Annotated in this window: 13 protein-coding genes and 1 pseudogene; 5 read left to right on the forward strand and 9 right to left on the reverse strand. The window is 65.9% G+C overall.

Going from position 1 to position 24,916, the window contains the following annotated elements; translation table 11 throughout:
• Positions 1–270: 270 nt before the first annotated feature.
• The 4 genes and pseudogenes from EV382_RS01670 to EV382_RS01690 all read right to left on the reverse strand — a co-directional run.
• Complete coding sequence (locus EV382_RS01670) at positions 271–3,249, reverse strand: Z1 domain-containing protein (RefSeq protein ID WP_130399889.1); 2,979 nt, start codon at positions 3,247–3,249, stop codon at positions 271–273.
• Positions 3,246–4,205, reverse strand: coding sequence for a PD-(D/E)XK motif protein (locus EV382_RS01675; protein ID WP_208758285.1), 960 nt, complete (start codon positions 4,203–4,205; stop codon positions 3,246–3,248). The genes EV382_RS01670 and EV382_RS01675 overlap by 4 nt, the downstream gene beginning before the upstream one ends.
• A gap of 23 nt (positions 4,206–4,228) precedes the next feature.
• Complete coding sequence (locus tag EV382_RS01680; protein ID WP_244236500.1) at positions 4,229–5,710, reverse strand: ATP-binding protein; 1,482 nt, start codon at positions 5,708–5,710, stop codon at positions 4,229–4,231.
• 394 nt (positions 5,711–6,104) lie between these two features.
• A pseudogene (locus tag EV382_RS01690) lies at positions 6,105–6,541 on the reverse strand (IS110 family transposase); the annotation flags it as partial.
• 728 nt (positions 6,542–7,269) lie between these two features.
• On the opposite strand from EV382_RS01690, the gene EV382_RS01695 reads away from it, so the two are divergent.
• The 3 genes from EV382_RS01695 (at position 7,270) to EV382_RS33015 (ending at position 13,429) form a co-directional block, all read left to right on the forward strand.
• Complete coding sequence (locus EV382_RS01695; protein WP_165435693.1) at positions 7,270–10,938, forward strand: AAA domain-containing protein; 3,669 nt, start codon at positions 7,270–7,272, stop codon at positions 10,936–10,938.
• Positions 10,939–10,943: 5 nt separating this feature from the next.
• Positions 10,944–12,737, forward strand: coding sequence for a hypothetical protein (locus EV382_RS01700; protein ID WP_130399892.1), 1,794 nt, complete (start codon positions 10,944–10,946; stop codon positions 12,735–12,737).
• Between the two features lie 485 nt (positions 12,738–13,222).
• A complete protein-coding gene (locus EV382_RS33015; protein ID WP_208758286.1) occupies positions 13,223–13,429 on the forward strand; it encodes a hypothetical protein in 207 nt (68 codons plus the stop codon).
• Here EV382_RS33015 and EV382_RS01710 read toward each other — a convergent pair.
• The 5 genes from EV382_RS01710 to EV382_RS01730 all read right to left on the reverse strand — a co-directional run bounded on the left by EV382_RS01710 (position 13,403) and on the right by EV382_RS01730 (position 17,177).
• Positions 13,403–14,068, reverse strand: a complete 666-nt coding sequence (locus EV382_RS01710) for a hypothetical protein (protein ID WP_130399893.1) — start codon at positions 14,066–14,068, stop codon at positions 13,403–13,405. The two genes, EV382_RS33015 and EV382_RS01710, sit on opposite strands and share 27 nt — an antisense overlap.
• A gap of 36 nt (positions 14,069–14,104) precedes the next feature.
• Positions 14,105–14,788: a GOLPH3/VPS74 family protein gene (locus tag EV382_RS01715; protein WP_130399894.1), complete on the reverse strand. Its 684-nt coding sequence runs from the start codon at positions 14,786–14,788 to the stop codon at positions 14,105–14,107.
• 14 nt (positions 14,789–14,802) lie between these two features.
• On the reverse strand, positions 14,803–15,813 hold the full coding sequence (locus EV382_RS01720; RefSeq protein ID WP_130399895.1) for an acetamidase/formamidase family protein: 1,011 nt from the start codon (positions 15,811–15,813) through the stop codon (positions 14,803–14,805).
• 114 nt (positions 15,814–15,927) lie between these two features.
• Positions 15,928–16,347 (reverse strand): hypothetical protein, encoded by a 420-nt coding sequence (locus EV382_RS01725; RefSeq protein WP_130399896.1) that lies wholly within the window; start codon positions 16,345–16,347, stop codon positions 15,928–15,930.
• Positions 16,344–17,177, reverse strand: a complete 834-nt coding sequence (locus tag EV382_RS01730) for an IS5 family transposase (protein WP_130399897.1) — start codon at positions 17,175–17,177, stop codon at positions 16,344–16,346. The genes EV382_RS01725 and EV382_RS01730 overlap by 4 nt, the downstream gene beginning before the upstream one ends.
• A gap of 154 nt (positions 17,178–17,331) precedes the next feature.
• Between EV382_RS01730 and EV382_RS01735 the strand changes: the two genes are divergently transcribed.
• Positions 17,332–24,165, forward strand: a complete 6,834-nt coding sequence (locus tag EV382_RS01735; protein ID WP_244236894.1) for a polymorphic toxin-type HINT domain-containing protein — start codon at positions 17,332–17,334, stop codon at positions 24,163–24,165.
• Positions 24,165–24,587 (forward strand): hypothetical protein, encoded by a 423-nt coding sequence (locus EV382_RS01740; RefSeq protein ID WP_130399898.1) that lies wholly within the window; start codon positions 24,165–24,167, stop codon positions 24,585–24,587. Before EV382_RS01735 ends, EV382_RS01740 begins: the two co-directional genes overlap by 1 nt.
• Positions 24,588–24,916 lie beyond the last annotated feature (329 nt).

Consider the following 24,916-nt stretch of genomic DNA (forward strand, 5'->3'; position numbering starts at 1 on the left):
CTGTGACCAATCCGATCACCGGCAGCCTTCGTTGTCTGGCACCCCGGCTGGCCAGCTACTCAAGGTAACTAGAAGCTGCTTCTAGCGTGACGGGGTGAGCTGAGCGTCCACTGCGTCCTCATGCACCAGCCGGCCGCCACAAGGGGCGGCCGGCTTCGCCCTAGCGATGCTTCCAGTGGCATCATCGATCATTGAGGGCCAGGCCGAGGGCCTCTCGACCTCCCTGTCAAGGTCCTGGCCTCTGCGCGGCGAGCATTTTACGCTGCTTCTTCACTCTTGTTTATCAACGATCGCTGCGTTCTGGCGCGAGGTCACTTTGGTTTCAAACAAAATAAGACGCTTGTCGCTGCCAACGGCGGATTCGGGCGCAACTAAGCGGAATGCCAAAGTCACCTCGTGCGGGCTTAGCTCGTCGTTTGCTTCGCCACTGAGAGACTGTTGTCCTTCCTTCGCTCTGTCAACGACCGGGTAGATCAGAATCGATCCTGACCGGGGTTCGACATGCCGTTTCGCTTCCTCCTCGCCGATCTCGTTGTTGTTGGAGGTTGTGTCGGCGGCTGCCAACGGTGCTCGTTTGATGACCTCGCCGGGGCCGCGATGCTCAAGCTTGCTGATGCCGCCGTAGTAGTCAGGCTTTTGTCTGGTCCTGGCGTGGATGCTGAGCTGGTCGTGCCCCAGGATCCGCCGGATAGCTGTTGAGCCTTTGTGCTGTGGAAGGATGACCACCCAGCCGCTGACTTGCTCCTCGGTGAGCGAACTGAGCCACCGCAGATCGGGCCTCAGCGCGTCGTCGGTCGCGAGGCGAAGCGATTGCAATACGCTAAGTAGGACGGGATGGCTGACCCTGCCGATCCAGGCTTGGTAGTCCCAGCTGTCGGGTGTTTGCTCCGACTCGCTGTCATGAGGCTTCGCGACGCAAGGCAGTTGCCCGTAGAGGTGGGCGTGAGTCTTCGCGGCATCGAGAAGCGGCTGGAATGCTCTGGTGTTGGACTCGATGCGCTTGGGATCGGAGGGCCACCGTCGTGGCTCGACGGCAATGCCTGGTGATCGACGTTCGGCGAGGGCGGCGTTGTACATCTTGTTCGCTGCGGTCGGTTTAAGCCAGTCAAGGTGCTGAGCGACGAGAGGCGGCACTTGCGCGGGCGTGAGCTGGGATTTGCCGTCCACGGGGGCGCCGTAGCGGCGGAGCTCGGTCCGGAAGTGATCCTCGTCGCGGCAGCTCGCTTCGAAGGCGGTATGCAGGGACGGGGTGATGTAGAGGCGGATGAGATCGCGATAGTGCGGTCGGAAGCCGAACCAGCGGCCCATCTGCATGAGGGTGTCTTGCTGTTTCGTCAGTCGTCGATAGTAGGAGATTGTGAGGCCCTCGACGGTGAAGCCGCGAGCGAGGCTGTTCCCGCCAACGAGAATCTTCCACACGTGGTGCTGATCGAAGTCCAGCTGTTTGTTCTCGAGGCTCTTGTCGCTGTTGACGACGATGACTGGGTCGCCGCCCTGGCTGATATTGCGGACTGCTTTAGCGACGTAGGGCGTCAGCTCTTCATAAGTGTCGGGGAAGCTGTCTCCCTGGGCGAGAGCCTGGCTGACCTGGCGGATGTCGTCGTCGTAGAGCTTGCGCAGCCGGTCAGTGCTGGCGGGCGCGAAGTAGCCGCCAGTGTCCCACAGCTTGCGCACCTCCGCGGCCTTGTCCCCGTGAACCGTGCGGTGCATCGCGTGGTGCACCAGCATGGTGTGGTGCCGGAAGGCCCCCTCTCCACGATCCTGCCGGTAAAGCTTGAGCGCTCCTGTTAGCACGAAAGCGTCGAGGGCTTCCCGAAGATGCGATTCGTCATCCGGGTCGTCGGGGAGGGGACGGACGTGCGCCTTCTCCTTCGAGTTCGCGAAGTCGCGTTCGGCGTCGTCGAGGTGAGTGTCGAGGTCGTGAAAATCTGCTGCCCCCATGTACCCCGGTGGGGGATCGAGGGAGATGATGAAGTTGCTTGGGAAGATGTCCTCGGTGTCGCTGGGGTCAACGAAGACATTGGCGAACGGCGTCGCGGTGTACCCGACGTACTGAGCGCGCGGCAGCAACGTCAGCAGCTCGCTGATGCGCTTATTGATGCTGGTTCGCTCCTTCTGGTCTTTCTCCCACTTCTTCGGGTTGCTGGTGTTAGGGGAAGCTTGATCGGACTCGTCGTCGATGATCAGAGCCGGGATGTCAGCGAGCCGCGTGGTGATCTTACGTAGATCCTTGACTAGCTTGGTCAGCACGAGGTTGTTCTTCTTCACGACGACCAGACGTGCATGGCTGCCCCTCAGATTGACGCCGTCATACAGCGGACGAAACCGATCCGGCCGCTCGAAGTCCAGGGCGCTGATGCCCTGCTGCAGGCTTCGATAGTCGAAGTTCCGCGTGGTGAGACGGACGACATCGGGTTGGCCGACGTCGCGAGGCAGCACCCCGTGTCGAACGAACTTGTCTTCCTGCCAGTCTCGATCAGCGAAGTAATCAAACGCTTCGGTGTCATGCTCGCTGATGCCCCGAAGCAAGTTCTCGCGGCCAACGAGCTCCATGTCAAGTCGCCGCTGTGTCTGGGTTCGCAGTAGGTTCGCGCTGCCGCTCAGCACGATGATCAGCCGGTAGCCGGCGTCGACGGCCTTGGCGATTACCCCGGTGAAGTTCGCTGTCTTGCCGCTCTGGACGTAGCCGACGACAAGGCCCTTGGCTTGGTGGCGTTTGGCAGCGCTGGGATCCGCTAGCCGCTCCACCACTTTGGTGGTGGAGGCGTCGAGCGCGGCCACTGCGGCGGGGTCGAAGCCGCGGGCGTGGAGCAGGTGGCTGCGATAGTGGTCCCAATAAAAGTCACGGTCGCGGCGAAGGTTCTCGGTATACCACGGAGTCCACTCGCCATCAATGATCGTGGCTCCATCAGCTGCGATGGGGACCAAGTCGAGCAGCAGCGCAGCTGCTTTGTCGCCGAGGCCGAGCAGCGAGACGACACGCTCCCGCCGCTGCGGCGTGCGTTGTTGTGTGCCATCAGCCCAAGGGCTGTCTTCAGCGGCGTCCCAGGTGGCGAGACGCACGGCGAGGTCTTTGCGGAGGCTGTCGTTGGGGTCAGTGGCCGCGAGATGGGCGCAGAGGCTGTCGTCGTCGGCGTCGATCGACTGGTCCTCGGTCAGCGCCGCCACTAGCGCGTGCAGACGCCGGGGCCCGCGTAGATCCATGGCCTTAAGCGCTTCGCGGTAGCTGGTCGTGAAGAGTTCGGTCATGCGTTCACCTCGGTGGCGATGACGTCAGCGAGCGGCTCCGGGATGGGCGCGCCCGCTTCTTGATGAGACAAATCGATGCGGTACCTGACGTCGGTGACGTGGCTGTAGTCGTACCCTGTGCTGGCCAGCTGGCGCGCGGTGAGCCTTGGAAAGCCGTCGTTGACGAGAAAGGCGCGCGTCGGGCTTCGCCGCCGCCAACGCGTGACGCACAGCTCATCGAACGGCTCAGCCCAGCCTGCCATGGCGAGCTTGGCGTCGAGCTCAAGGCCAGCGGTCGAGGTGGCGGCCGCATCTCGCACAGCGGCTACGAGCTCGCCCAACCTCCAGCCCTGTCCCGGGCCGGCTTCGGTGAGCTGATGAGAGACGAGCCACAACGGCGTCGGCGGCGTCGCTTGCAATTGGGTCAGCGAACCTATCCAGTGCGAGCGGCTCTCCGAGGCGGTGGTCTTGACCTCGACGTCAACGTCCCCGATGGCGAAATCATGCTCTTCGCCGTGCGGCCCGCGCCAGGAGGAGACAGCGGCCTGCGGGCCAAGCCGTCGACAGGCACCAATCAAGGTCAGCAACTCGCCGCAGAGGCCTAGCTCGTGCTCCCGCGAGATGGATCGGCTGTGTCCCATCAACCGCGTGAGCAGTCGAAGCGTCTCTGTGACGGCGACCCCGAATCCTTTACCGTCCAGTTGGGCACGGTCTGCTATGGCGCAGAGGATGGGATAGGCGTCGACGAAGAGCGCCGGCTCTGTGATCACGATCTGCAGCTGGCCAGGATCGCGAGGCGATAGCCGCACGCTGAGATGCTCCAGGCGCAACCGCGGAACGCCCTCGCGATCCGCGAGCGGCCCCTGCAGGATGATGGCGCGATGTTCTGGATCGATCGTGAGGGTCAGGGGAGGCCTCTTGCCCATCGGGTGCGCCATGGGAACGCCAGCGGCAAGGTATTCACGGAAACCAGCCACGCTGAGGTGCCGCCTAGCAGAAATCATGAGGCTGCGCCACGGGCGTGCTGGGATCGGGCGGCGCTCGTGAGAATCTCCTGCCACATGGCGATGTTGTCCTTGTCCTTCGCGCCGAGGTACTCGCCCTCGAACACGTCCTCGAGAAGGAGGTACAGCAGCGCTTTCACCAGGGGCGCATCGTTGAGGCCGCCGCGCCCGTTGCCCGTCGCGGCAGGGCGGTAGTGGTCGTTGAGCCACAAGGTGCGGTTCTCACGATCCACGGCAAACAGGTCCAGGCTCTGAAACCGGCGCCATCTAATGTCGATGGGGTCCTCGCCGGGCATGAACGGAACCTCGTCGCTAATCGCCCTCCGGATTAGCGGGTCAAATCCCTTGCCGGGAGGAAGCATCCGACGCCGGTCCCGGCGGCGTTCTCGTGACTGTTTGTAGGCGGCTTCAGCCTCCCGGAGGTAGGAGGCCACGCGGGTGCCGTCGCCATCACGAGCGGCTTCGGCGAGGTGAGCGAAATCGGCCCCGACCATCACCCGGGACTTCTCGGGGTTCATCGAGAACAGACCGGTCGCGTCATCGGTGATGTCGACGGCGACGCGGGCGAGTTGCAGCCGGGCGTCGGCAGCGGTCAGGCCATCCCAACCGCCAGCCTGCAACAGCCGATCAGCTCGGTAGAAGTACAGTCCCTGCCGTTCAACGGCGCCGCCGTGTAAACGGAAGTTTGGGGACTTCGAGCGGCCGGGCCAAATGTGACAGTTGAACGCCACACGATGGCCGTTGTGCTCCGCCACGAGCGTCTTGGGGTAACCCGGGTGTCCGGTGTGGTGGTAAGCGAACGGGTCGATCGGCTCGACTTCGAACGGCGCGCCAATGACGGCGCGATCTGCGTCGGCGACATCGAGGGCTATCCGCAAGGCTCCTCGGGTCAGGAACCGGTGAAACACCAGTCCAAGGTGGTCAAGGATTCTCGAGATGGTCACGCTGAGGAATGTTTGCACGCGGTCCGGGTCGTCCGTCACCGTGAATCCGGTGATGTCGTCCCAGCGGATGACCGTGCTGCCGCCTCCGCCGGCTGCTCGGAAACCCCAGTCTTGCGCGAGTTCGCCATCGACGAAGTCGGTTGGCACGATGTGGCATCGGAAGTTCGAGAGGTCATCTAGAGACCATCGGCGACCGTTGAGCTCACCCTCGGCGTGCCGGCTCAGAACAGTCAGGCCGCGGGCCTGGCTAAACGATGCGGCTTTCATGCCGAGGCCGAACTTGCCAAGGCTTCCGTTTTGGTAGTTACGCCGTCCACCGACGGTCATTGCGGAGTCAATGAGCTCCGAGGAGATGCCATGGCCGTTATCGGCAACGTATAAGGAGCTCAAACGGCCACGGCGCTGCACGAACCTAATAACGACCTCGCTCGCGGCGGCGTCGATCGCGTTGTCGACAAGGTCTGCAAGAGCCGTCTCGATGCGATGATTTCGCCCAAGGCCGTCTAGCGCGTGCGGATCAGGGGGCAGGCTCACCGAGCCCGTTGTTGGAATTTCTTCTCGCCACGTCGGCAACTCAGATCCTCACCCGGGGCTCACCCTGCAGTTGACGCCAGACTCTATCCGGTCGCCCCGGGGACACGCATCGGTCAGTTGGCGTGGCGGGCGGCAAGTTCGGGGGCCTTCACCCCGGTTGGTGGGGATGAGGGCGGCGGCGCGTTGGCCAGGACGGCATGGCCGACATGGTGAATCTGCGACCTGCGGGGGTGTCCCTATGGGTTTGGTCAAGCGGGGACGGGGCTGGTGGGGCATGGTTGGTAGGGGATCTTGTCGCGGAGCATGGCGAACAGGGCCTCGCGGCGGCGGGCGAGGCAGATGAGGGCGGCGTTGTGGCGTTTGCCTTCGGCGCGTTTGCGGTCGTAGTTGGTCCTGCTGACCCGGCGAGGTCGTCATCGAACCCGACCAGGACCTCCAGCTCAGCGAGGGCATCGTCGTTGACGTCGGCCCGCCGCAGCGTCTACTGCAGGGTCCGGGCGGCCGGCGATGAGATAGGCGTCGCGGGCGTCGGTCTTCGTCGAAACGGGGTGCAGGTCAGCGATCCGGCGAATGGCCAGGCCAGGCAGGTAGGCCACTTGATGAATACATGATCGAGCCACCACGACCGGCAAGGTGCCGATCGAAGCGGGCTGGTCGACCACCACCAGAACCCGGCCGTGACGGGCGAGCTTGTCGTACAACTGCCGCAGCCGGGCCTCAGTGTTCGGCAACGCCGCGTCGTGCAGCCGCTTGCCGTCCGGCGAACCCGACCGCGTGGTGACCCTCTTTGCCGACGTCCAAGCCGAGATAGACGCCGTACCCGTCGTGCACCAGAACCGCCTCCACGCATCGCCCCCGTGGCCTCGGCCGCTGGTCTGAGCGTCGGACTGCCGGCAGCCACGTCACGAAGAGACCTACCCCGAACACGGGTAGCCGTGTCCCTATCAGCGGTCCACCGACGCCACCCGACCCGGTGACAACACCCTCCGGATCATCCGAACGACAGGGGCAGGAAGCCATACCGGGCCGGGCAACCGAGGGCCCCCGCCTGGGGACGATCAAAGAGGTAACGGGGGTAGTGGCCCCGCTCCACAGCCGAGGAAGGATTCGTAGCCCAGCACACCGGCGGGGTCCCGCTGCAGGTTCATGGGTGCGGTGCATTGGGCGCAGTGCAGCAGGGCTGATGACAGGAACATTCGTGCACCGGCGGTTCCAGTGCACCCAGCACGTGGCCTCATGCTGGGCTTCACTTCGCTGCTGGAGACGGCTGCGGCTTGGGCCGACCGGGTGGAACCGGTCAGCGCGACGACATCGCGGGCCCGTCCGCTCGGACGAGTAAGCTCCTGGTCCGGCGGGGCAGGTCTTGAGGAGCCGTTCCACACTTGGCGGGCCGTCCGAGCCGGAATGGCTCCTGTGTGCGCGAATCCCTTGCCGCAGTGAAACACGATACGAGGACTGGCTCGTACCTTCGGTCCGGTAAGGAGGACGCCAGCGGGATGCATGCCCTATCCGGCGTTGGCTACGTTCGTGATGAAACGTTCGGCGAAGGTGGGGTCCACATGAGTCTCGGGTCTGGTGTGCTGCTACTCAACAGCCGCTACAAACTCATTGGCTCAGAGATCTCCAAGGTCGGCGACGGCGGACTCTGGGGCGCACTCGACCAGGAGGAGGTCTCCAAGCCGCTGCTGCTGAAGACCTGGCCCTTCACCGAGGACCGGCCCGACGACGTCCAACGGGCCTTGTGGGACGCCGAGCTGCGAACGCTTTACAGGGTACGTAGCACGCCGGGCTCCGAGGAGTCGCTGCTGCAGCTGCGCGACGTCGGCATCGATCACGACGCCCGCTGCTTCGTGATGGCGTTCAAGACAGAGGGACTGCAAAACCTGGCCAGCCTCCTTGGTTCGCAGCGTGGCCACCATGCGTGGCTGAGCGGGCGGCCGGAGGACCGGGTCGCGCTGTGGCAGATGCTCGAACGATTTGCCGACGGGCTGGGACTGTTACACGACCAGCAGGTAGTGCACCGCAACGTGGTGCCTGAGTCGGTTTTTCTTGAGCCGGGCGACGGGCCTGAGTCGGCCCGTCTTGGCGGTTTCGAATGGAGCATCAGGCTTGGCAGGCCCGCAGCACGGGCGGCGCGAATCGGCTGGGAGACCGTTCCGGAGGCGTTCGCTGGGCGCGCTCCGTTCGGGCCGGACGCCGATTGGTTCGCATTCGGGATGCTCGCGGCCCGGTGCATGCTCAACATCGAGCAGTTTGACGCGCCCTCCCTCGCGCCGTGGGACCGGTACCGCGGCGTCCTGAAGCTGCTGGCCAAGCCCAAGGGCAAGCTTATCGCGCTGGAGGTCGACTTTATTAGTCGGCTGATCGCCGAGGATCCGGCGACGCGGCTGCGGCATCAGTCGGACATCTCGGCGACCATCAGGGAGATTATCGGTGTCCTACAGGATCCGGAGCAGAGCGAGGACACCTCCCGTCGGCACCTTGTTATCATCGATCCGGCCAACCGCCGGCTGGTGACCGACTGCCTCGACCGCGGCCTCGACGAGTTGCTACGGCTAGAGCCGGGCGACACGTTCGACCCGAAGCGGGCGGAGCATCGCGGTGCCCTGCACACCTTCCTGTACAAGGATTTCGCCGACGGTGCCACCCTGACTCCCGTTCTCAATCGCGAGAAGTACGTGCTCTCTGGCCGGCGGATGCATTTGATCATCGGCCCCTCAGTCAGCGACGTCGACGGCAGGCCGACGTGGCAGAACGCGTTTTGCACCGGCACCTCCGACTACCTATCGACGGCGGCGGCGAACCAGGTGAGCATCCCGCCGGGACAGCTGGAGTTCTTCAGCACCCGTGACCGGCGATCCCTTGGCTCGCGCCTCGCCGCTTCGGCCCGGTGGGAGGCCCTGCTGCCGCGCGTCGACAAGGCCCGTGAGCGGCGCGAGGAGCAGGCGCGCTTCAGCGATTTCCTGCGCATCACCAATCAGGTCGACATCCTCGTTAGGGACGCCGAGCTGTTCCGCTGCGAGGTTGTCGAGGTCGAGGAGGAGGACGGCAGCTGCACCCAGGTCGAGGTGCGCGAGATCCCTCGAGAGCACCCACCGTCGGGGATGTTTGCCATCGACGGCGGTATGGCGGAGTTCCTATTCCGTGAGAAGCACAGCGGCAAGCCAGGCAGCAACCTGATCCAGCTCTGCTCGCCAAACTCAGAGAGCATTGAGGATCGGCCGGTGGATCCCGAGTGGGTGGTGCGCAGCGTCGACATACCCGGACGTACCGCGAAGCTAACGCCGAACCAAGACCTGCCGAGAATGCCAGAGGTCGGCGATGTGCACGTGCTGCGGACCAACGGGCTCGGCGGGCAGGTGCTGCAGATCAAGCGACGCAAGGAAGCGATCGCCAAGCTCGCCAAGCACACGTACCTGCTGGAAAGCTTGACCACGCCGGGACAGGTGCTCATGGACAGCGGTCCGGTTCGGTTGCCGGTTCCGCTGGGATCCAAGACCGTCGACTCGAGCAAGCTCACGCAGATCGAGACGATACTCGGCGTTCGGCCCATCTACACGGTCCAGGGACCTCCGGGCACCGGCAAGACGCACATGGTCGCTTGGCTTCTGCGGGAGATTCTGGAGGAGGATCCCGTCGCCCAGGTGCTCATCACGGCCCAAGCGCACCACGCGGTCGACGTGTTACGGGCCAAGGTCGAGCAGGATGCCTTCGCCGACGTTCCTGAGGAGCGCCGGCCGCTGACGATCCGGCTGCGTCGCGCCAAGCCGGACCAGTCCGGCGGCCTCGGCGCTGAGGAGCAGGGTTCGGAACAGCAAGTGACCCGGGAGCTGCTGGAACAGACGATCAACCGGATTGAGGCCGATCAGCCCGCCGGTGCCGCCTCGCCCGTGCAGGCGGAATGGCTGGCCATCTGCAAGCGGATGGTGGCGGAACTAAACATCCGTGATGCCTCGACTCCTAAGGAGTTCCGCGAGCTGGTCAAGCGCAGCGCCAGCATCACCTACAGCACGACGGGGGATGGCGACCTGGCGGCATTGGCTGGGGAGGTGTCCTACGACTGGGCGATCGTGGAGGAGGCGGGGAAGGTCCACGGGTTCGAGCTTGCCCTGCCGCTCTTCCTCGGGCATCGCTGGCTCCTCATTGGTGACCCAAAGCAGTTGTCGCCGTACCGGATCGAGGACTACGAAAAGGCGGTGGCCGAGCTTAGCTCGACGGTTTTCGCCCTCGAGGCGTTGCCGGCGCCAAACAAGAACGTCGACCGGGAGGTACTGCTCGGCTGGCGTGACCGAACCCCGGAGCAGCGTGGGGAATTCCAGCAGTACTGCAAGCGCTGGCTGCGGCTGTTCGCTCAGCTACACAGGCTGTGTGCCTATCACGAACCGCAGGAGGGGCTACTCACCGGACAGCACCGGATGCACCCAGACATCGGCGAGCTGGTGTCCGAGGTCTACTACAAGGGGAAGCTCTCGCACTACACCCGTGATCCCGACACGGGCCAACCCAAGCCTGGCATCCTGCACCACCTGCACGCTCCACCAGAGGTAGACGGCCGGGCCATAGTTTGGCTGGACCTGCCGATGGCGTCTGCGAACGACACCCGGGCCATGGAACATGGCACTCCGAAGTACCGCAACCCCGCAGAGGCTTTCGCGCTTGACCGGTTCCTACGCACCCTGCGCTCTGACAACAAGCCGCCGTTGGACCTCGCAATCCTCTCGCCGTACGCGCAGCAGGTCGGCTATCTGCGCCAACAGCTCGACGGGCCGGAGTTCCGTGAGATGCTCGCCGAAGCGGGTCTGCGCCTGGCACCGGATCCGCAGCGGTCGCAGTACGACACCGGCACGCAGGCCAGGGACGGCTTCTTCACCGTCGACTCCTTCCAAGGCAACCAGGCCGAAGTGATTGCGATCAGCCTGGTCCGCAACAACACCGCCGCCAGCGGGGCAGGACTGGGATTCCTCGTTGAGCCGCAGCGCATGAACGTGCTCATGTCCCGTGCCGAGCGGCTGCTGGTGCTTGTCGGATCGTGGGAGTTCTTCCGCTCGCAGGTCCACTACGTCTCGCGAGACCCGCAGCAGTTGGCGTCGCTGCAGCACCTTGCACTGATGGTCGATCGGCTGGAAGCGTGGTTCAAGGAGGGACGGGCCGTGCTGATACCGGCCGACCTGGCCGGATATGAACCCCCGGCCACCCTTGTTCGCCCTGAGCTTCCTGTTGAGAGGTGAGCATCATGACCATGGTCCGGACCCTGGTGCCGCTGAACATGTACGTGGTCACCTACCAGCTCGCCTACGGCCGTCCGTACAGCAAGTTCGAGGAGCTGTTGCTTAAGGCGATCAACGAGTCGACGGACACGGGCGGCCGCACCTCACGCGAACTCGGGGACATCTTCAAGGTCCATGTCCGGCTCCTGACCGAGGGCCTGGTGACGCTAATTCAGGAGGGGTGGGTCGCGATGGAGCAGCGCGGCTCCGAGATCTACTACCTGGTGACCGAGCAGGGACGTGCGACGGTCGCGTCCGGGCGGCGGCCGAGCAATCTGCGGGTGCGCACTGCGCACGCAAAGATCGTCCGGGAGCGGCTGACTGGCCAGATGGCACGCGCCTCAGAACTACCGTTGATTACGGTAAATGCGCTGCGCCGGGCCGCCAACCGGCCGGTGCACAAGGAGGCGTTGCAGCCGCGCGTGATCCGTACGAAGATCAACGGTGGCGAGGCTGAACGCCTGCTGCCTCGCTCCGACCAACATCAGGAGTGGGTGCGGTGGATCGATTCGGCGGCTCGCGTGAGCCAGGACCTGCACTACCTGCCGGTGCGGGTGGACCTCGACAGCGGCAAGGTGCTCGGCCTGCCCTACCGGTGGCAGCACCTCGCGCAGATGATCTGCCAGGAGGCCCGCGAGCGGCGCGAAGAGTTTGAGGCCGACCCCGCGTTCCAGGCCGAGCTGCAGCGAGTCATGCAGGATTCGACGGACGCCGTGATCGACGACGTCCCGACCATCGCACATTGGGCTGCGCCGTACGCCCAGGCATTCGTCACGTGCGCTGACCTGACACTGCGGGGTGACCACGGTCGTGCTCTCGGGGAGGAACTCCTAGCGCGGGCCGAGGGCAGCGTGCTGATCGTCGCCGGCAACCTGGACGAGCCAACGGCGGTCGCCACGAAGGACGCGGCGATCGCGCTGCGCCGACGCGGGGTGCATTGCGACGTGCTCTGGTCATGCGAGGACGAGGCGGCGGTCGACTCCATACAGCGACGGATCACCGCGATCCGGGCCGACGACTCGCTGCCGGGCAAGGTGCAGTTCAACCGGACACGGGCGGAACGGGTCGCGGACATGATCATCACTCTTACGGCGGACGGGCCAGTGGCCGCCATCGGAGCAGGTCTTTTCGGTGGGGCAGAGCGAGACGGCGAGCTGCGGCCTGCACTGCGGCTGACCGATCCAGGGACCGCCGCGGCGCTGGCCCGGGTCTGCGCCGGCTGGTGGGAGGAGCTTCCAGCGAACGAGGGCGCGCTGCCTGCACATCGGTGGAAGCACTTGGCCGAACAGTGGGCCAGCGAAGCCGCCACCGCGCAGACACCCAGCCAGACCACCGTCGGGGTCTGCTGCCCGGACAACCCGTCAGTGGAGTGCACCGGCCGGGCGATTGTGGTGGTCGGGCCTCAGCAGGCGGCGTTTCAGGCCAACCTATCCGCTGAGGCTGGGCAGCGGTACCTGCGCACAGAGCCGGACGAGCGCATTGACCGTCTAGTAGCCGAATCAGCCCATCTGCCGGATGCAGTCGGCAGACTCTACCGGGTCATCGGCGGCACCGACGGATGGCGGACGTTGCGCCGCAAGGGAGACTTGTGGTCGGTGGAGGTCACAGAGGCACCACCGCCAGCGCGGTCCCAACGACTGCTCGCCGTAAATGGGCAGTGGCTGGTGACATGCGGTGATCCGGCGCGGTCGAGCGTAGCTTTCTGCGTCGAGGGGCACGTCGGCGAACGCGCATGGGTGCGCGCGATGAACCGTTCCTGATAGCGCCCGCCGCCCTCGCTCCTCGGACAGAGGCAGGCGGCCGCAAGGCGTTGCCAGGCGAGGGGGCCGGCACAAGAGCCAACGAGGTGGCCATGGCTGCGCCGATCAGCATGGCCAGCGACGCGGTGGTGATGAGGTGTGGTCATCGTGCCGCAACCTGTCGGCCAGGCAGGAGCACGCCTGAACCCGGGCGAGGTAGGGCCGCAAATTGCCGACTGCGCTGTCACCGGTCCTCGATGGATGCCGCCGCTGTGGCGGTCCACGACTCGCTGACAGGTCGCCAGCATGAGACCGGCCCCCGCGTAGCCCTGACCGGTCGCGCATGACGGAATCGGGAGTAGAGCTGCACCATAGACACTCTTATCGGTGCACCTCTCTGTAGACATAATTGTCATTCCGGGCGCGCCGGTGCTCTACCGCAGCGCGAAGACGCCATCGTGCCTGCCCCGTCCGGCGGTGAGCTGGTCTCGTTGCATGGTCATCTGATGGACAGCGGCGAGTTCGATCGGATGGACGAGCTGTTCTGCGACGAGGTCGTCTACGACGTCATCGCGTTCGAGCTCGGCGAGCCGCGCGGGTACGAGCCGATCAGCGAAGCCAGCCTGGCGGCAGGGACGGGCATCGGTGGGTGGATTCTTCTAACGACGCGGGGCGGTGGATGTGGTCTATCGGGCGGTGGCTGCCGATGGTGAGGCGGCCGGGGGACCCGGCCGCGTACCGCTTTCGGTGGGGTTGGCGGGCCATGGTCGGCCGCCGGCAGGTCGATGCATGCCCAGCAAGGTAGGACCGTGGGGGAGACGGATCGGGGTCTGCGCCCGGTAGCCGTAGCGGGTGAACAGGTCGCGGTCACGGACGGTGACTTCCGCCCAGGCGGGCATCTCGGTGCGGTCGATGCGGGTCAGGTAGTGGGCCAGCATCACCTCGTCGAGACCGCCCGCGTCCTGCGGTGGGGTGGCGAGGGTCGCGAGGTGGTGGTGCGCGTCGGTCGGCCGGTGGGCTGCCAGGACGGTGTCGAGGGTGCGGAAGCGCTGAAGGTAGGGGCCTGCGGCGTTGGCGAGGCGGGGCGGGTAGTTCGCTGGTGGTGGCAGTGGGCGTAGCCGGTGCAGGCTGACGGTGGCAGCGGTGAGGTCGTCGGTGACGTGGATGTCGCCGAAGAACAGGGCATGTTCGACCCAGATCTCGGCCACGGCCGTGAGGACCCGTAGCCGGTGCGCGGCATCGGGTACCAGCCATTCTCCGAGGCAGCCGGGGTGCAGAGCGGCGGCGACGACACCTGCCATGGCCTGCCGCTCGGCCCACCGCAGGGTGCGGATGCGGGGCGTGTTGTCCATCGAAGGTTGTCCTGTCCTTGTGCTCGGGACGGGTGCTTATCGGTAGGTGGCGGTGGCGAGGTCACCGACGGTGGCGTCCACGGCGGCGGTGACGGCCCGTACGGGCTTGTAGTGCTGGTCGGCGACGGTGCGCAGCCGGGCGGGCAGGGTGGCGGTGTCGTCGTCGAGATACAGGTACGGCGATAGGCCCAGCACGGCGACGAGGCCGGCGAGAGCGGCGGTGTGGTTGTCCGGCTGCTCCCGGCCCCGGGCCAGGGCACACAGCCGGGCGCGGGGGACGACTTGCCAGCGGGTGTGGCTGGGCAGGTAGGTGTCGGCCCGCACCAGTCCGGCCAGGCGGCGCCGCTGCTGGTGGCGAAGGATCCCGGCGGCGAGTAGGCCGGCGCGGGTGCGGTCGTACAGGTCGTCGCTGAACGCCCTCAGCCAGCCCTGCAGCGGCGGTGGCGTGGTGGCGTGCCGGATGGAGGCGATGGCGGTGTCGGCGATCAGGTCGCCGACCGGCCGGTCCTGGTGAAGGTCCAGGGTGAGGTCGCCGCCGGGGCGGGTGGTGGCGTTCGGGTTCAACACCACCCGCCCGGCGAGGAACAGGTCGATCAGGACCGCGCCGGCCATGCCTAGGGCGAGGGCTTGGCGGTGCACGTGGGGTTGTCCGGTGTCCTCGTCGTGCCCGAGCAGGAACACCTCGTCCCGCAGTGGCAGCGGGGGAGTCAGCGCGGTCATCGCGTGCTCGCCGTCTACCGCGGCTCGGCCGCGCGCCGCAGGCGGGCGTGCACTCCACCGTAGGCGGCGTAACCGCCTGACAGCAGGGCCGTGTCGACCATGGCCAGGACGGTGTAGTTCGGGTCGCACACGTTCCCGATCGGCGCCCGGCCGGCCTGCGACACCAGTTGATAGGCGTCCAGGGTGTCCATGCCGGTCAGGTCGGCCGCCCAGCCGACGAGATCGGTGTGGGCGATGCGGTAGGCGTCTTCGAGGGGTCGGGCGCAGCCGATGGAGGCGATGGCGGTGTCGGTCTCTAGCCGTGGCCACACCGTCGGCGTCTTCTTGACCACCTCCACGGCCAGGGTGGTGACGGTGGCGATTTCCACGCCGACGCCGCAGGCCTCACCCTCGCCCTGGCGGGCGTGCCCGTCGCCGAGGGCGAGCATCGCCCCGTGCACGTTGACCCCGAGATACACGGTGGCGCCGGCCCGGATTAGCGGCGTGTCGAGGTTTCCGCCGTGGGTGTCCGGGACGATCGTCGCCCGGGCCTCGAACCCGCCCGGGGCCACACCGATCGTGCCGATCATCGGCTCCAACGGCAGATCCACCCGGTGGTCACTGCCCGTGGCCTGGAACCGAACCGTGCCCGCGGCCCGGTCGATGCCGTACACCCACACCCGCTCCTCTAGCGGCGGTTGCAGGGTGGCCGTGTGGGAGGTCGACGTCAGCGCCCCGAAGCGCGGGAACGTGGACGATACTCCCCACTCCCGGCCCGGGGTGATCGACATGATGTGCACGGCGAGGGTGTCGCCGGGCTCGGCGTCCTCAACGAAGAACGGCCCCGACACCGGATTCAGATACGGCATCTGACACACCTGAGACGGCAGGTCCGCTGGCCCGCGCACCCGCCCACCAAAGCAGTCCTCGGTGAACACCTCCAGCACGTCGCCCGAGCGTAGGTGCGCCACCGGCATCCGCCCGCCGAAGGTGTACGCCAACTCGTCCCGGACCGGCCGGTAGACAATCGTGTCCACGACGGTCACACCCTCTGCATCTCGTGCCGGGCCGGCTCCGCCGCCGCCAGCCCTGAGAGGGTGGTTCGGGAGGCTTTGTCCGATGCGGGTTTGACGGTTCGTTAGCGGCCCTGGTGGTGGGGGTTACGCGGACGCCGTCGGTGGGGCCAGGGTGAACAGTCCGGCCTCGGGTTCGGTGAGGATCTGGCGGGCGACGAGGCGTTTGAGTTTGGCGCGGAGATTCTCGGTGTCCTTCGCGGTGGTGCCGGTGCCCAGCGCCTGGCAGATGTCCTTGGCGCGCATCGGTGCGGTGGCGCTGTGGAACACGGCGAGGATCTGCTGGTAGGCGGGGCTGGCGACGGTCGGGTCAGCAGGTGCCGCCGGATCGAGTGGGCCGCCCAGGCTCAGGAGCGTCTTGCGGGTGATGGCCAGTTCGGCGACCTCGGTCTCGGCCGCGGTGAGTTGCTCGTCGAGGGAAGCGATCTGGGCGCGGAGCCGCTCGACGGTGAGGCCGGCGGCGGTCTCGCGTTCGGTGAGCAGGGTCAGCAGCGTCGGGTGCGTCACCGTTGGTCGCGCCAGGACGTGGTGGCGGTGCCGGTCAACCGGCGGACGAGGTTCGCCGTCGAGGCCCACCAGGTGCGTGACACCGCGGAGGCGGGTCGGCTTTCGTACTCGCGGACCAGACGGCGATGCAGCATCAACGTGCCGTTGGTCTGCTCCACCACCCACCGGCGTGCCAGCGGCACGAACCCGGCCGTCGTGTCGGACCGAAGGACCTGCTCGACATCGATACCTCGGACCGCGCCGTGGATCTGCACGTCGTCTTTGAACCCGGCATCGACCCACGCCTTGGTCACCGTCGGCGTGTGCGCCACCACGTTGTCCAGCAGCCGCACGCCGATCGCGTTGTCGGTGACTGACGCGGCGGTGACCACCACCGCGATGATCAACCCGAGGGCGTCGACCGCGAGGCCCCGTTTACGCCCCGGCACCTTCTTCGCCGCGTCCTTGCCGGTCGTGGCGGCCGGAACGTGGTTGGCCGCCCGAATCGACTGAGTGTCCAGCACCACCGCGGTCGGATCCTCCCGACGGCCGGCCTTCTCCCGCGCCTGACAACGAAGCAGATCATGAATCACCTGGTCAGTGCCGTCATCACGCCACCGGGCGAAGTAGTAATACGTCGCGGACTTCGGCGGCAGATCGTGCGGCAGGTACGCCCACTGACAACCCGTCCGGTTCTGATAGAAGATCGAATTCACGATCTCCCGCAGCTCGTAGCGACCCTGATGCCCCGACACCGACGGATGCCGGTCCTTCCACGCCTGCAGGAACGGACCCACCACCGCCCACTGCTCATCGGTCAGGTCACTCGGATACGCCGCACGCTCACCCATGATCAGCCCAACGCCGGCCGGACCCACCGGTTACGACCACGGCTCACATTCACATGCCGACCCAAACCCACAATGGACGAAAGCTACCGAACCACCCTCTCACGCTACGGGCGTGCGGCGTTGGGTGCTGGTCGGGGCGGTTGTCGCGTCTCTGATGGTGTCCCTGGTGCCGTACGTGCCGGCGCAGACGGCGGCGCAGCGGCAGGCGTCGGCGCCACCTGCGGAGGCACTCGATCACGATGGTGGTCCGGTGGCGGCGGGTGAGGTGTGGCGGCAGAGCCGGGTGACCTCGGCCCCTTCGCCGGTACCGAAGTTGCCTGCTCCCGCAGCCGCGCGGGTCGACCTTGCTGGGGCGTCGGCGCGGGCGGCCGGTAGCCGTGGTGTGCAGGCCGGGTCGCTGCCGGTCTGGGTTGGCCGGGGCACTGGCAAGGCGGGCGAGCCTCTCACTGAGCTCGATGTGAAGGTCGTGGACCGGGCAACGCTCCCGCAGGCGTGGCGTGACGGTCTGATGGTGCAGGTGGTCGCTCCGCAGGGCGCACCGACCGGCGTGGCGAAGGTGTCAATCAACTACAACTCCTTCCGGTACGCGGTCGGCGGGTCGTGGGCGTCGCGCCTGCGTTTGTGGCAGGTGCCGCAGTGTGCGGTGAGCAACCCCGCCAGCGCGGGCTGCCGGTCGGTGCCGCTGCCCACCGTGAATGACACCGCTGCGGGTATCGCGACCGCCGACGTGAGCGTTTCCTCTGCCTCGACCTCGTCCGGGTCGTTGCTGATGCTGGCCGCCGCGCCTGCTGGAGCCGACGGTGATTTCGGCGCGACCAGCCTCGCCCCCTCGTCCACCTGGTCCAGCGGCGGTAGCGCTGGCGGCTTCACGTGGGACTATCCGATCCGTGTGCCGCCGGCGACCGGTCCGGTGCCAGCGGTAAACCTAAGCTACTCATCATCGACGGTGGATGGCCGGTCGACGGTCACCAACAACCAGCCGTCGTGGATTGGTGAAGGGTTCGACTACTCCCCGGGCTACATTGAGCGTCGCTATATGCCGTGCGTCGACGATATGAAGAACGGGGCGACCAACACGGCGAGGACCGGGGATCAGTGTTGGCGGTCCGAGAACGCGACGATGAGCCTGAACGGTCACGGCGGTGAGCTCATCTACCAGGCGGGTAGGGGTTGGCACTCCCGCGTTGAGGACGGGTCGACGATCGAGAAGTTGACCGGTGCGGCCAACGGTGACTCTGGTGACGCGACCTACGGTGACGTGGGGGAGTACTGGAAGGTGACGACGACCGACGGCACCCAGTACTTCTTCGGCCGGCACAATCTGCCGGGCCAGTCGACGGGGACGAACTCGACCTTGACGGTGCCGGTTTTCGGTAACCACGCGGGTGAGCCGTGCGCGAAGGGCACGTTCGCCGGGTCGGATTGTGTGCAGGCGTGGCGGTGGAACCTTGACTACGTCGTCGACGTGCGCGGCAACACGATGTCGTTCTGGTATGGCAAGGAGACCAACAAGTACGCCCGTAACGTGACCGATTCCGACGACGTGACCTACGACCGGGCTGGTTACCTCACCCGCATCGATTACGGCACGTACGACCGGACTGCCGCGACGCACGGTGTCACCGAACGCAGCACCACCCCGTACGCGCAGGTCCTGTTCACCACGGACATGCGGTGCTTTACCAACTGTGGGACCGAGGCCGCTCCGGTGACCGCGAGTTGGAAGGACACCCCGTGGGATCAGGACTGCAAGGCGTCGGCCACGTCCTGCCCCCAGCAGTACACGCCTACCTTCTGGACCGCCAAACGGCTGAAGACGGTCACTACCCGCGTGTGGGACACCACCAAGTCAACCCCGGACTGGCAGAACGTCGAATCCTGGACCCTGGGGCACACTTTCTCAGCGACGGCCGACTCAACCCATGAGGGCCTGTGGTTGGACCGGATCGACCACGCGGGTCTGGTCGGTACGGTCATCAACCTGCCGCCGGTGACGTTCGGTGCGGAGTCGCTGCCGAACCGGGTGTACACCGAGCACAGTGCGACCGACAACTGGTTGCGTCTGTCGAGCATCGTCACGGAAACTGGCGCCCGTATCAAGGTCGACTACTCGTCGCCGGAGTGCACGGCCGCGATCGTCGGTGCTCTGGCGCCGCACACCAACACGCGGCGCTGCTATCCGGTGCGGGTGCCCGATCCGCAGGACCCGACGGGCAACACGTTGGTCACCGAGTGGTGGCACAAGTACCGCGTCGAGCACGTGGCCCAGGATGACGTGCAGTTGCCGAAGGGGAAGTCGCCGACGACGCACACCTGGTACGACTACGTCGGTTCGCCGGCGTGGCATTTCGACGACGATGACGGCCTGACCAGGCCGGAGCGGAAGACGTGGGGGCAGTGGCGCGGCTACGGGCAGGTCAACACCCGGGTCGGGGACAGCGGCAACCCGCAGACGTTGACCGCGACGACGTTCCTGCGCGGTATGCACGGCGACAAGCTCAGCCCGTCGGGTGGCACCCGCAGCGTGATCGTGCCGGCGTCGGTGGGCTCGGAGACCGTCTATGACGAGGACCAGTTCGCCGGGCAGATCCGGGAGCAGGTCGTCTACAACGGTGTCGCCAGCAAGCCGGTGTCGAAGACGGTGAACGTGCCGTGGCGGTCGAACCCGACCGCGAGCCGCACCATCAACGGCGACCTGGTGGAGGCGCGGTTCGTCAACACCCAGACCACCTACGCCGCGACCGCGTTGGGCGTCGACGGGTCCCGGGGGTGGCGTACCTCGCGTGAGACCAGCGACTTCGACCAGACGTACGGCACGGTCACCTGGTCGCAGGACGACGGCGAGTATCCGAAGACCGGCGACGAGACGTGCACCACGTACACCTACAACAGGAATGCGGACAAGAACCTCACGCAGCTGGTCAAGCAGACCACGACCACCGCGTTGGCCTGCGGCGCGAACCCGACCAGCGTCGACGACGTCATCTCCGACACCCGCGTCTACTACGACGGCGCGACCAGCGTCGACACCGCGCCCACGTTCGGCGCCGCGACCAGGACCGAGGAGCTCAAGGACTGGAGTGCCGGCACCGGCACGGTGTGGCAGACGACCTCCCAGGCCAGCTACGACGTTGCCGGTAAGCAGCGGACCTCGACCGACATCAGGGGCAACGTCACCACCACCGCGTACACCCCGGCGGTCGGCGGGCCGATCACCCTGGTCACCAGCACCAACCAGCTGAACTGGTCCTCAAAGGTGCAGACGAACCCGTACTGGGGCTCGACCACCCAGACCACCGACCCCAACGGCAAGGTCACCTCGACGATTCAGTACGACGCGCTCGGCCGCGTGGCCAAGGTGTGGACCCTGGGGTGGACGCAGGCGGCGAATCCGAGCTTCCCGTCGGCGCAGTACACCTACACGTTCGCCGCCGGACGCGACGCCTACCCCTACGTCACGTCGAAGACCCTGAACGTCGACGGTGCCTACGTCACCTCGTACCAGATCCTCGACGGGCTGCTGCGGGCGCGGCAAACCCAGTCGCCGTCGCTGGGCGGCGGCAGCGACCGTGTCGTCACCGACACCCTCTACGACGAGTACGGGCGGACGGCGGCCAGCTACGCCGCCCACGCCGAACCCGGCATCCCGTCCGGCGTCTTCTGGTCCGAACCCGACTGGTCCGTACCCGCGGTCTCCCGGACGGTCTACGACCAGGCGTCCCGGCCCACCAACAGCATCTTCCTCGCCGGCGACACCACCACGAACCTGCTGGAGAAGTGGCGCACCGTCACCAGCTACGAGGGTGACCTGACCAAGGTCACCCCGCCGACGGGTGGCACCCCCACCACCACGGTCACCGACGTCAAGGGCCGCACCGTCGCGCTGCGGCAGCACACCACGTCCTCCGGTGTGAACGGCGCCTACCTGGAAACCACGTACGCCTTCAACCGCAAGGGCCAGGCGACGAAGAACACCGACCCGGCCGGGAACGAGTGGATCAACGAGTACGACGCCAAGGGCCGCCTCTGGCGCACCACCGACCCGGACAAGGGCACCACCACCAGCAGCTTCTACGACGACAACTCCCTGCAGAAGACCGTCGACGCCCGCGGCGAAGCACTCTGGTACGTCTACGACCAACTCGGCCGCAAAACACAACTGCGCGACGACTCCGCCACCGGACGCCTGCGCTCCGAGTGGAAATACGACGCTCCTTACGGCGAGCCGGACAGCGCCAAGGGGTACCTGAGCCAGAAGATCCGCTACGACTACGACTCCGCCGGCACCGCCAGCACATACAAGTGGCAGATCCGCAACTTCACCGAGCGCTACCAACCAACCGGCGTCAACTACGTGATGCCGTGGAACTCCGACCTCGGCGACACCTACGTCTACGGCTACACCTACTCCCCGTACACCGGCACTCCCACGAAGATCGCCTACCCGGGCGGCGGTGACCTCGTCAACGAGGAACTCACCACCGACTACGACGCCACGACCGGTATGCCGGTGCGCCTGGACACCAGCCTCACCGGGTTCGTGGGCACGTTGGCGACCGCCAGCTACACCGCGTACGGCGAACGTAGCGGTTCGATCTACAAAGTTCCCGGGAGCAGCAACTTCACCCAGGACACCGTCTACCGCGATGAGGCAACCCGCCGCGTCGACCGCACCATCATCGAGCGCTCCACGGTTGCCGGCACCGTTTCGGACCGCCGCTACTCCTACCAGGACGCCGGCGCCATCGCGTCGATCACCGACACGCCCCAGGTCGGTGAAGCGGATACCCAATGCTTCCGCGACGACGCCCTCGGGCGTCTGACGACCGCCTGGACCCCGAAGGCCGGGGTCTCCTGCGAAACGGATCCGGCCGTCGCCAACCTCGGCGGGCCGGCACCGTACTGGCAGGACTGGACCTTCACCGACACCGGCAGCCGACGCACCGAAACCAGCCACGACAGCAGCGGGAACACCACCCGCAGCTACAGCGTGTCCGACGGTGGCCCGGGAGTCGTCCGACCCCACGCCGTCACCAACATGAACACCGTCACCCCTACCAAGGGGATCGTGAACCACAAGTACACCTACGACAACGCGGGCAACACCACCTGCCGGCCCGGCAACGTCCTCCCCAACAACTGCGTTAGCGGCACCAACAGCCAAACCCTCGACTGGGACGCCGAGGGCAAGCTCGCCACCGTCAGCGCCGCCGGGAAAGCCACCGAGACCAACCTCTACGACACCGACGGAGTCCGGCTCATCCGCCGCGACGCCACCGGCACCACCCTGTACCTACCCGGCCAGGAAATCCGCTTCCAAGATGGCGTCACCACCGGCACCCGCTACTACGACTTCGCCGGCACGACCATCGCCAGCCGCACCGCAGGGTCGGCGGTCACCGACCTGACCTGGCTCTACAACGACCACCAAGGCACCCAACAGATCGCCATCAACGCCGGCACCCAACAAGTCGACATCCGCCGGCAAACCCCCTACGGCACACCCCGCGGAAACAACCCCACCTGGCCCAACGCCAAGGGCTTCGTCGGCGGCGACACCAACCCCACCGGCCTGATCAACATCGGCGCACGCCAGTACGACAAGACACTGGGCCGGTTCATCTCCGTCGACCCGCTCATGGACCTCGCCGACCCACAGCAATGGAACGGCTACACGTACGCCAACAACTCGCCGGTCACCCGCAGCGACCCATCAGGACTACTGTGGATCAACGACGGAGGCGGCGCATACGTGCCGCCCGCCACCACAGCGGCACCGTCGAAGCCCAATAAAAGCTTCTGGGGCCAAGTCGGCAGCGGAATGCTAACCGGCGCGAAACGCGCCGTGATTGATCCCCTCAAGGCGACCGCAGGGCGGATCAAGGACGGGTATATCTCCACCTACAACGACTTCAATGCCGTGATAGACGGCGAAATGTCGATCACGACTGCACTGGCCAACATAGGAAAGATTTACGTATCGAACACCGTGTCCGCCTACGTCTCGCTGCCGATGAGTGTCATCGACACCTACAAGGGATTCGGAAAAACCTGGAAGAGCATCGCTAACAGGGACTGGGAAGGCGCGGCCGCTAGCTGGACGGAGTCGGCCATCACAGGGGTAGGACTCGCGGCCGGCGCGCGGACAGGCTTCAAGGGCAAGGGCTGTCTTCTGCACAGCTTCGCACCTACCACCCCGGTACTTCTCGCGGACGGTACCTCCCGGGCCATCGGCGAGGTAGCGGTCGGCGACCTCGTCCTCGCCACCGACTCAGCAACCGGCGAAACCACCGAGAAGCCGGTGACCGACCTGCACGAGAACCAAGACAGTGACCTCACCGATCTGACCGTCCTAGACGAGAACGGCGAGTACGACACCCTCCACACCACCCAGCACCACCCGTTCTGGAGCGAAACCCGCAAAGAATGGGTCGACGCGAAGGACCTCCAACCTACCGAGCGGCTACGGACCGCAACGGGCGAGGTGGCAACTGTTGCCGTAGTCCTCAGCTTCACCGGCGAGCAAACGATGCGCGACCTTACCGTCGCCGACATCCACACGTACTATGTGCTCGCCGGCAAAACCCCGGTACTGGTTCACAACTGCGGCGGTAGCACAAACAGTCACTTGTCAGACCTGCCGGTGCATCCCGACATCAATAAGTTCAATGTTCGAGCTGGCGAGCTAGTCAACAACAGATTCGAAACGCACGCGCTGAATCCGCACCAAATGAATGGCGGTGAAGTTGCCGGGCATGGTGGTGTCAGGAATCTAACGAACGACGAACTTATTATGCCGGGTGGTCCGCAGGGTAACGATCCAATCAGGGGTGCACGCGATTGGGATCCAGGAGACTGTGGGTGTTATCCTGCGTCTCGGGTGTACATCACCGGCGGCCACCACCGAACGGCCGAGATCGCGAGAAGGGTGAGAGCGGGAGACATGTCGCCAGGTACCTTGATCGAGTTTGTGATTTCGCCTCCGTGATGACGTCATTCAAGTATTTGATCAGTGGCGAGCAGCGGTTCGTTGCCGTAGTTTTGGCTGGTGAAGCTGACACCCGGCTGTGGATATGTTTGGTGCCGGACAACCCGACGGTCGGAAGTGGCTGGGTCGGCTGCTGGAGTAGTGGCACGGGGAAGACGGAGACGGCGTATTCCCTCGGGCGGCTACTCAAGGAATTGAACGCAGAAGTGGCGCGTGTTGGGCGCATGGGACCGTTTGGCGCATATCTCGACGATCACCTCTTCTTCGACGGGTGGGATGCTTGGGGAAGTGGAATTCCGGCACCGATATCCAACCTGGACCCGGTCGATGTGCTGGCGCGCGCGGAAGGCTGCCGGTCGAGCGATGACCTTGTAAGTAGGCTGTTTGGCAGAGAAAAGCAAACCGCTGATTCTCCTGAGTAACAAGAAAGATTCATGCGTGGTTCGGGCGGGTATTCCGGTAAGGTGCTCGCCCGGCCATTCCGCTTCGATCCGTGACCACGTTCCGTGCCCAAGGGCGCTGGGTGCCTGCCGCCGTCTGACCGTGTTGTCGTCAGGGTTGCCGTCACGACGACGGTGAGATTGATGATCATGAACCGGTGATCGGGCGGGCTGGTTCGGTGCTATTGATCTATGGCTATGGTTCTTTGTTGGTTTGGTGCGGACGGCGTGCGCGCGGGGCCGTAGGCCTGAAGCGCGTGCGCGCGGCCCGGCCTTGCGCCGGGCCGCCTTCTTGATTATGTAGAGCAGAT

The sequence above is a fragment of the Micromonospora violae genome (assembly GCF_004217135.1).
Classification (GTDB): domain Bacteria; phylum Actinomycetota; class Actinomycetes; order Mycobacteriales; family Micromonosporaceae; genus Micromonospora; species Micromonospora violae.

What these genes read in the sequence shown, in the direction of transcription:
- EV382_RS01735 (WP_244236894.1), top strand. Translation starts at nt 17,332, where the DNA reads ATGGTGTCCCTGGTGCCGTACGTGCCGGCGCAGACGGCGGCGCAGCGG.
- EV382_RS01715 (WP_130399894.1), bottom strand. Translation starts at nt 14,788, where the DNA reads ATGACCGCGCTGACTCCCCCGCTGCCACTGCGGGACGAGGTGTTCCTG.
- EV382_RS01695 (WP_165435693.1), top strand. Translation starts at nt 7,270, where the DNA reads ATGAGTCTCGGGTCTGGTGTGCTGCTACTCAACAGCCGCTACAAACTC.
- EV382_RS01740 (WP_130399898.1), top strand. Translation starts at nt 24,165, where the DNA reads ATGACGTCATTCAAGTATTTGATCAGTGGCGAGCAGCGGTTCGTTGCC.
- EV382_RS01670 (WP_130399889.1), bottom strand. Translation starts at nt 3,249, where the DNA reads ATGACCGAACTCTTCACGACCAGCTACCGCGAAGCGCTTAAGGCCATG.
- EV382_RS01710 (WP_130399893.1), bottom strand. Translation starts at nt 14,068, where the DNA reads ATGGACAACACGCCCCGCATCCGCACCCTGCGGTGGGCCGAGCGGCAG.
- EV382_RS01700 (WP_130399892.1), top strand. Translation starts at nt 10,944, where the DNA reads ATGACCATGGTCCGGACCCTGGTGCCGCTGAACATGTACGTGGTCACC.
- EV382_RS33015 (WP_208758286.1), top strand. Translation starts at nt 13,223, where the DNA reads ATGGACAGCGGCGAGTTCGATCGGATGGACGAGCTGTTCTGCGACGAG.
- EV382_RS01730 (WP_130399897.1), bottom strand. Translation starts at nt 17,177, where the DNA reads ATGGGTGAGCGTGCGGCGTATCCGAGTGACCTGACCGATGAGCAGTGG.